Source organism: Tabrizicola sp., assembly GCF_041911175.1.
Taxonomy (GTDB): Bacteria; Pseudomonadota; Alphaproteobacteria; order Rhodobacterales; family Rhodobacteraceae; genus Tabrizicola.
This window is the reverse complement of record NZ_JAYRPN010000005.1, coordinates 68,388-74,983: the sequence shown is the minus strand read 5'-3', so window position 1 is coordinate 74,983 and position 6,596 is coordinate 68,388. Positions and strand designations below refer to the sequence as shown.

Genomic DNA, 6,596 nt, shown 5'->3' with positions numbered 1-6,596 from the left:
GTCGGGGTTCACCCCGACTCTCCAACGCCATGCTCCCCAACGCCACCCCCACCAACCCGGCTTCCCGCTCCCCCCTCCCCAAACCCCGCCCCACACACAGCGCATTGATCCGCTCGTCCTCCAGCACTCCGGCCAGAGCCGCCCCATCCGCCACCCCCCGCAGCATCACCGCATCCAGCCGCGCGGCGTTCTCCGCGATGGCCTCGGGAGGACACCCCACCGTCACCACCCCCGCCCCGATCCTCAGCGCCCCCCGCGCCGCCAACCGCGCCGCCCCGCCGCGACCGGAGGGGCCGGTGAGGATGAGGGCATGGCCGTGGGAGTATTTGTGGTCACGAAGATGGCTGTTGGCCTTGCCAAGGTGGCGGCTCTTGGTCCCATAGTTGCCGGGGATGCCGATAAGGTTGCGTTTGCAGATCAACGCAACGCTGTTTTCTACCGGATTGCGATAGTTCGCGCGTCCGAACCCCATCGGCCCCAGCCAACCCAGGTCGGCAACAACCACTTTGCCGCAGACGGCAGGACCGTGGGCAAGGTAATGCCCCGTCTTCGCAAAACCACAGGCAACGGTCAGATCGGCTCGCAAGGGCGCCCCGAAGTACTGTGCGCCATTGCGGGACAACAGACGCCCGCTGTCGGCACAAAGACCAGAGGGAACGTCGATCGAGACGACCTTGTGAAAGATGTCTTCGTCATCATACAGGTTCCGGAGATCAAGATGGGCACCCTTGAACTCATCCGATTCGAAGGGTCGCGAAAGGCCGACACCGAACAGGGCGTCGACCACAAATACAAAGTCGCCATACTGGCCGTCGCAGTTGTAGATGACATCGGAGGTCTTTTCGCCAGTTGGCGTCACCGATGCCACCGAAGACTCCTGCGAAACCGCCAGCCAGCGTTTGCGCATTTCGGATGCTGCGGGCGGAAGGATCTCCGGGTCGAAATCGAATTTGACCCATACACCCCAGCGGTGATCCTTCAGTAGGCGCGCAACCACGAATCCGTCGCCGCCATTGTTGCCTGGTCCGCATACGACAATGGCCCGTTGCGGGCTCGCGCGCAGCTCCGGCCATTCCTCGAAGATCGCGTCGACCACGCCCCGCCCGGCGCGTTCCATCAGCTCCAGGCCCGTCACCGCGCCGCTGGCAATCGCTGCCTGTTCGATGGCCCGCATCTGCGCGGCGGTCAGGAGTCTGGTCATCCTCTCAGCACCACAGTTTTCAGACCGCCCACGATCCGGGCGCATTGCACAAAATTTAGGCGATCCCAGAGGAATCCCCCGGTCGCAGCCCGCATCGAAACCTTGTCACATTGCCCGCCGCAAGGGGAAGTGGTCAGAGGGGGCGAAGACGAAGCCGGGGGGAGCCAGCCCATGAAGAAAGTCGAAGCGATCATCAAGCCGTTCAAGCTGGACGAGGTGAAGGAGGCGCTTCAGGAGGCGGGGATCCAGGGTCTTTCGGTGACCGAGGTCAAGGGTTTCGGTCGCCAGAAGGGCCACACGGAGCTTTATCGTGGCGCCGAATATGTCGTCGACTTTCTGCCCAAAGTGAAGATCGAGGTCGTGCTGACCGACGACATGGTCGACACCGCCGTCCAGGCCATCGTCTCGGCCGCGCGCACCGACAAGATCGGCGACGGCAAGATCTTCGTCACCCCCGTGGAACAGGCCATCCGCATCCGCACCGGCGAAACCGGCGACGATGCCGTCTAAAAATTTTCGCGAAAATTTTTGGACCCCGAACACCCGAACATCCCATCAACCCCAAACCGAAAGGCAGTCAGATGAGCGCCGTTGCCAAGGCACTGCAACTGATCAAGGACGAGGAAGTCGAATACGTCGACATCCGCTTCACCGATCCGAAGGGCAAGCTCCAGCACGTCACCCTGGTCTCCGACCTGGTGGACGAGGATTTCTTCGAGGAAGGCTTCATGTTCGACGGCTCGTCGATCGCGGGCTGGAAGTCGATCGACCAGTCCGACATGAAGCTGATGCCCGATGCGGCTTCGGTCTACCTTGACCCGTTCTACGCCGAGAAGACCCTCTGCGTGCATTGCAACGTGGTCGAGCCCGACACCGGCGAGGCCTACTCGCGCTGCCCGCGCCAGATCGCGCTGAAGGCCGAGGCTTACCTCAAGTCCTCCGGCATCGGTGACGCGTTCTACTGCGGCCCGGAAGCCGAGTTCTTCCTGTTCGACGACGTCCGCTATTCCGTGACCCCGCGCAAGGTGGCCTACGAGATCGACGCGGAAGCCGCCGCCTGGAACACCGACACCCCGACCGAGGGCGGCAACTACGGCCACCGCGCGGGCCACAAGGGCGGCTATTTCCCGGTGAACCCGATCGACGAGGCCCAGGACATCCGGGGCGAGATGCTGTCCACGATGAAGCGGATGGGCATCAAGGTCGACAAGCACCACCACGAGGTCGCGACCTGCCAGCACGAGCTGGGGATGATCTTCGGCGGGCTGGTCGAGCAGGCCGACAACATCCAGAAATACAAATACGTCATCCACAACGTCGCGCATGCCTACGGCAAGACCGTGACCTTCATGCCGAAGCCGATGAAGGGCGACAACGGATCGGGGATGCATGTCAACATGTCGATCTGGAAGGGCGGCAAGCCGCTCTTCGCCGGTGACAAATACGCCGACCTGAGCCAGGAGGCGCTGTATTTCATCGGCGGTATCCTGAAGCACGCGAAGGCCCTGAACGCGCTGACGAACCCCGGCACCAACAGCTACAAGCGGCTGATCCCCGGCTTCGAAGCGCCGGTCCTGCGCGCCTATTCGGCCCGCAACCGGTCGGGCTGCGTCCGTATTCCGTGGACCGAGTCCCCGAAAGCCAAGCGTGTGGAAGCCCGCTTCCCCGATCCCTCGGCCAACCCCTACCTGGCTTTTGCGGCGCTTCTGATGGCGGGGCTTGACGGCATCCGCAACAAGATCGACCCCGGCCCGGCTTCGGACAAGGATCTCTACGACCTGCCCCCGGAAGAACTGGCCGAGATTCCGACCGTCTGCGGTTCGCTGCGCGAGGCGCTGGAAGAGCTGGAGAAGGACATGGACTTCCTGCTGGCCGGCGACGTCTTCGCCCGCGACCAGCTGGAATCCTACATGGCGCTGAAATGGGAGGAGGTCTATGCCTACGAGCATACCCCTCACCCGATCGAGTACCAGATGTACTATTCCTGCTGAGGGGTGACGGGCGAGACCTGCCCTCCCAGCCAACCGGATCGAGAGGGCGCCTTCGGGCGCCCTTTTCGTTTGCTGTCCACAGTGGACACTTTCGGCAACTCATTGAAATGTCGACAATGCATCCGTGGGCGTTAACCACTGCGAAACCATTCCTGCGCCAGTTGCGAGGGGGGCGCGCCTCGGCTAACCTGCGGTTGCAACAGGCGGCGGGACTGGCATGTCGGACGATCCCCTGAGACGGAAACCCGGCAAGGGACGCCCCGCGATCTGGACCTCGGGCGGGCAGCGGCCACCTTTCGACCTGCGCGCTTTGGGGCGGGCGACGCTGCACCTGTCGCGCGCGGGAGTCGCGCCCATTCATGCCTGGGCGGCACGGGGCCTGCGGCGGGCCGCGATCAACGTGAAGAACGGCGTGGGGCGGATACCGGCGGGAAAGCTGGGGCGGGCGGAGCGTTTCGTGCCCTCGCACCTGCGGGTCGCCGCCTGGGTGAAGACCCTTGCCGCCACCCTGTCCCATGCCAGCGCCACCGCCGACGAGGATGTGGCGCGCGGCAATGCGCTGGTGGCGGAGATCGCACCGCATCTCTGGGAGGAAGCATCCCCGGCACCGGAGCCTGCGCCCGTTGCCGAGCCGTCGGAGGCACCGCCTGTCACCCTGCCCGAGCCGAAGCCGGTAGAAGATGACCCGCTCGCCTCGATCCGGGGCGACCTGGGGGGCAAGGCCAAGGCGTCCGCCCCGGCGACCCCGATACCCCCCGCCGCAGCCCCCGCCCCGCCCGGCCCGCTGGCGGAAGGGGCGATCCAGGTTTCAGGCTATCTCATCGGCTGGGCCACGGTGCTTGTCGCCCTGCCCTATGGGCTGGGCCGGTCGCTCTGGCTTTGGGCGAACGGGCGGGATTTGAAGACCATCGGCCCGGAGGACTGAACGCCTCGCAGGTCGGGACGGCTATCGAATTGAGCGCTGTCGCGCGAAGACTCCTTGTCTCGCGGTTTTGCGGGAAGAACGCAAAACCGCGCGGGCGGCCACCGGCGGGGATATTTGGGCAAATGTGAAAGGACCTGGGGGCGCGGTTCGGGATCAGCCGAGCGCCTGTTCCACGAAAGCCAGCACGTCGGCCTTGACCGGATCGCTCTCGAAGGCCTCGCCGCCGTGGCCTGCGCCGGGGACGAGCTTGTAGTCGATCGCGGCCTTGGGGTCGGCGGCCAGCCAGGCCTCGCGCAGGCGCTTGGCTTGCAGGTCGGCGACGATGGTGTCGGCATCGCCGTGGCGGATCAGGATCGGCGGCAAGGGTTCGCGCATCCGGTCGAGCCGGGCCAGCGGACTGACTGCCCGCGCCGCGTCGCGCTTTTCGCCGACGGTGAAGCCGAGGAGGCGGCTTTCGGGGCTGGAGGCGGCATCAGCCGGGCCACGCGAGGGCGTGCGGCCAAGGGTCTTCAGGTCGGCATCGAGCGTGGAGAAATCCATCGGGCCGTAGAGGCTGACCACCGCCTTCGGGGGCAGGCCCACCTCGACCAGGTTGAGCGCGGTGGTGACCGCCAGATAGGCCCCCGCCCCCTGCCCCATCAGCACCATCCGCGCGGGGTCGAGGCCGAGGTCGGCGCCATTGCGTTGCAGGTGGACGACCGCGGCCAGCGCGTCGTCGGCCTGCGCGGGCCATCTTGCGGCGCCCGAGGCCCGCGTGTTCACCCGCACCACGGCGATGCCCGCCGCCAGCCACTCGGGCCAGACCACCACATCGGCCTTGTCGCCGGTGGCGAAATCCCCGGCGTGGAAGATCACCAGCACCGGCGCGGCGGTGCCCCCGCGCGGATTCTGGATGTCGAGGGTCTGCGCCGGGTCGCTGCCATAGGCCAGTTCGGTGTCGCCGGGCGCGCGCCAGCGCCAGAGCGCCACGCCCCCCGCCGCAGCGGCGACGCCGCCGAGGAGCAGGGTCCGTCGGATCAGTCCGGGCATGTCAGCCTCCCTGCGATGCGGGTGATGTCTGTGGCCAGCCGCGCCTCGAAGCGGGCCACCTTCTCGGGCGCGACGGCCTCGGCGCCGTGCAGTGCGCGCCAGGTGAGGCGGGCTTTCGGGGCGCAGGTCTTGAGGATCGACAGGCTGAGGATGCGCCGGACGGGTCGGCGCAGCACCAGCCAGTCGACCCAGGCCGGTGAACCCATCGTGGTGACGGCCAGCACCTCGCGCAAGGTATGCAGCCGGGGCAGCATCGGGCCGAAGTCGGGGGAATTGTCGTAAGCCGTGCCGGGCGCCCAGACCCGGTCGAACCAGCCCTTCAGGATTGCCGGGAAGCCGTACCACCAGGTCGGGAAGACCAGGATCAGCACCTGGGCCTCGGTCAGTTCCTGCTTTTCCTGCGGCAGGGTGGCGGGTGGTTGTGCGGGAGGCGTGGCGTAGTGGACGCGGCGTTCCTCTGCCGTCAGGCGGGGATCGAAGGCTTCGGCATAGAGGTCGCGGCGCGTCACCTGCCAGCCTTGCGCGCGGGCCTGCGCCTCGACCGTGGCGGCGAGGCGGGCGTTCAGGCTGTCCTCCAGCGGATGCGCGAAGACCATCAGGCAGCGGATCAATGCATCGCCTCGCGCAGGGCGGCATAGTCCTTTGGGGCAAGCTGGTTGGCATCGACCAGGATGGTATGGATCGCGAAGAGCACCGCCCCGGTCTGCGGCAGCCGCAGGAGGGTCTGGCGTTCGCAGCGCACGTAGGATTTGCCGGTGGGTTGCTTGCGCCAGTCGCCCTCCACCCGCGGGTGGTGCAGCATGAAATCGTCGTAGGTGAAGAAGTTCATCCGCCAGAGCGGCTGTTCCGGCCTTATCGCCGAGAGGAGCCGGTGGACGCGGGCGGCGAGCGCTTCGTCGTATATCTCCACCGGCTTGTGGATCGCCAGCATCGGGCGACCGATCTTCTGGGCCAGCGTCCAGCTGGCGGGGAAGCAGAGGATGGCGGCGGTCAGGTCGTATTCCGCGCCATTCGATTGCATCAGGCAGAGGTCCTGCTGGACCAGGCGACCGAGGGTGAGGAGCGGCTGGGCGGGGTCAAGGGGGACGGTCACACCGTCGGGGCGGGTGACATGGGTCGCGGTGACGGTGAAGCCGGGTTCGTCGCGCAGCCAGTCGAGGACGGTGGCGTAAAGCTCTTCGGCGGCGGGCTCTGCCTGCGGCAGGGTGGCGTGGACGACCTGCGGTTGCCCCGCGATCAGCCGGTCGCGCAGGCCCATCTGGCCGGCATAGGCCTCGTCCACGCGCAGCCAGTCGCGGCCCTGAACCGGCTGGATGCCGGGCAGGCGGCGGGTGGCGGGTTCCTCCCAGGGGTGGAGCGGAAGCCGGTCCTGCAGGATCGGCGCATCTTGCATCGGGTTCACCATCCCGGTCTTTGATCATGGGCGGGGGCCCGCCGCAACCAACACGTT

Annotated in this window: 7 protein-coding genes; 3 read left to right on the top strand and 4 right to left on the bottom strand. The window is 66.7% G+C overall.

What is annotated here, in order from left to right; all coding sequences use genetic code 11:
* The coding region (locus tag ACE3P6_RS00665) for an NAD(P)H-hydrate epimerase (protein ID WP_374391056.1) at nt 1–1,201 on the bottom strand (1,201 nt) is incomplete at its 3' end.
* 171 nt (nt 1,202–1,372) lie between these two features.
* Here ACE3P6_RS00665 and ACE3P6_RS00660 point away from each other — a divergent pair.
* The 3 genes from ACE3P6_RS00660 (at nt 1,373) to ACE3P6_RS00650 (ending at nt 4,117) form a co-directional block, all read left to right on the top strand.
* Nucleotides 1,373–1,711, top strand: a complete 339-nt coding sequence (locus ACE3P6_RS00660; protein WP_294968666.1) for a P-II family nitrogen regulator — start codon at nt 1,373–1,375, stop codon at nt 1,709–1,711.
* 71 nt (nt 1,712–1,782) lie between these two features.
* Nucleotides 1,783–3,192, top strand: a complete 1,410-nt coding sequence (glnA, locus tag ACE3P6_RS00655) for a type I glutamate--ammonia ligase (RefSeq protein ID WP_374391055.1) — start codon at nt 1,783–1,785, stop codon at nt 3,190–3,192.
* Nucleotides 3,193–3,409: 217 nt separating this feature from the next.
* Nucleotides 3,410–4,117 carry a hypothetical protein gene (locus tag ACE3P6_RS00650; protein WP_374391054.1) on the top strand — a complete coding sequence of 236 codons (708 nt, stop codon included), beginning with the start codon at nt 3,410–3,412 and terminating at the stop codon, nt 4,115–4,117.
* A gap of 153 nt (nt 4,118–4,270) precedes the next feature.
* On the opposite strand, the gene ACE3P6_RS00645 is transcribed toward ACE3P6_RS00650, so the two are convergent.
* From ACE3P6_RS00645 to ACE3P6_RS00635, 3 genes are read right to left on the bottom strand one after another with little or no spacing between them, the layout of a single operon-like run.
* On the bottom strand, nt 4,271–5,146 hold the full coding sequence (locus tag ACE3P6_RS00645; protein ID WP_374391053.1) for an alpha/beta hydrolase fold domain-containing protein: 876 nt from the start codon (nt 5,144–5,146) through the stop codon (nt 4,271–4,273).
* Entirely contained in the window at nt 5,134–5,757 is a 624-nt protein-coding gene (locus tag ACE3P6_RS00640) for an NAD(P)H-dependent oxidoreductase (protein ID WP_374391052.1), read from the bottom strand. Before ACE3P6_RS00640 ends, ACE3P6_RS00645 begins: the two co-directional genes overlap by 13 nt.
* Entirely contained in the window at nt 5,754–6,539 is a 786-nt protein-coding gene (locus ACE3P6_RS00635; protein ID WP_374391051.1) for a DUF3445 domain-containing protein, read from the bottom strand. The genes ACE3P6_RS00640 and ACE3P6_RS00635 overlap by 4 nt, the downstream gene beginning before the upstream one ends.
* Between the last annotated feature and the right edge of the window lie 57 nt (nt 6,540–6,596).

Excerpts from the sequence above, each read along its gene's own strand:
- ACE3P6_RS00660 (WP_294968666.1), top strand. The coding sequence starts at position 1,373 with ATGAAGAAAGTCGAAGCGATCATCAAGCCGTTCAAGCTGGACGAGGTG.
- ACE3P6_RS00635 (WP_374391051.1), bottom strand. The coding sequence starts at position 6,539 with ATGCAAGATGCGCCGATCCTGCAGGACCGGCTTCCGCTCCACCCCTGG.
- ACE3P6_RS00645 (WP_374391053.1), bottom strand. The coding sequence starts at position 5,146 with ATGCCCGGACTGATCCGACGGACCCTGCTCCTCGGCGGCGTCGCCGCT.
- glnA (WP_374391055.1), top strand. The coding sequence starts at position 1,783 with ATGAGCGCCGTTGCCAAGGCACTGCAACTGATCAAGGACGAGGAAGTC.
- ACE3P6_RS00650 (WP_374391054.1), top strand. The coding sequence starts at position 3,410 with ATGTCGGACGATCCCCTGAGACGGAAACCCGGCAAGGGACGCCCCGCG.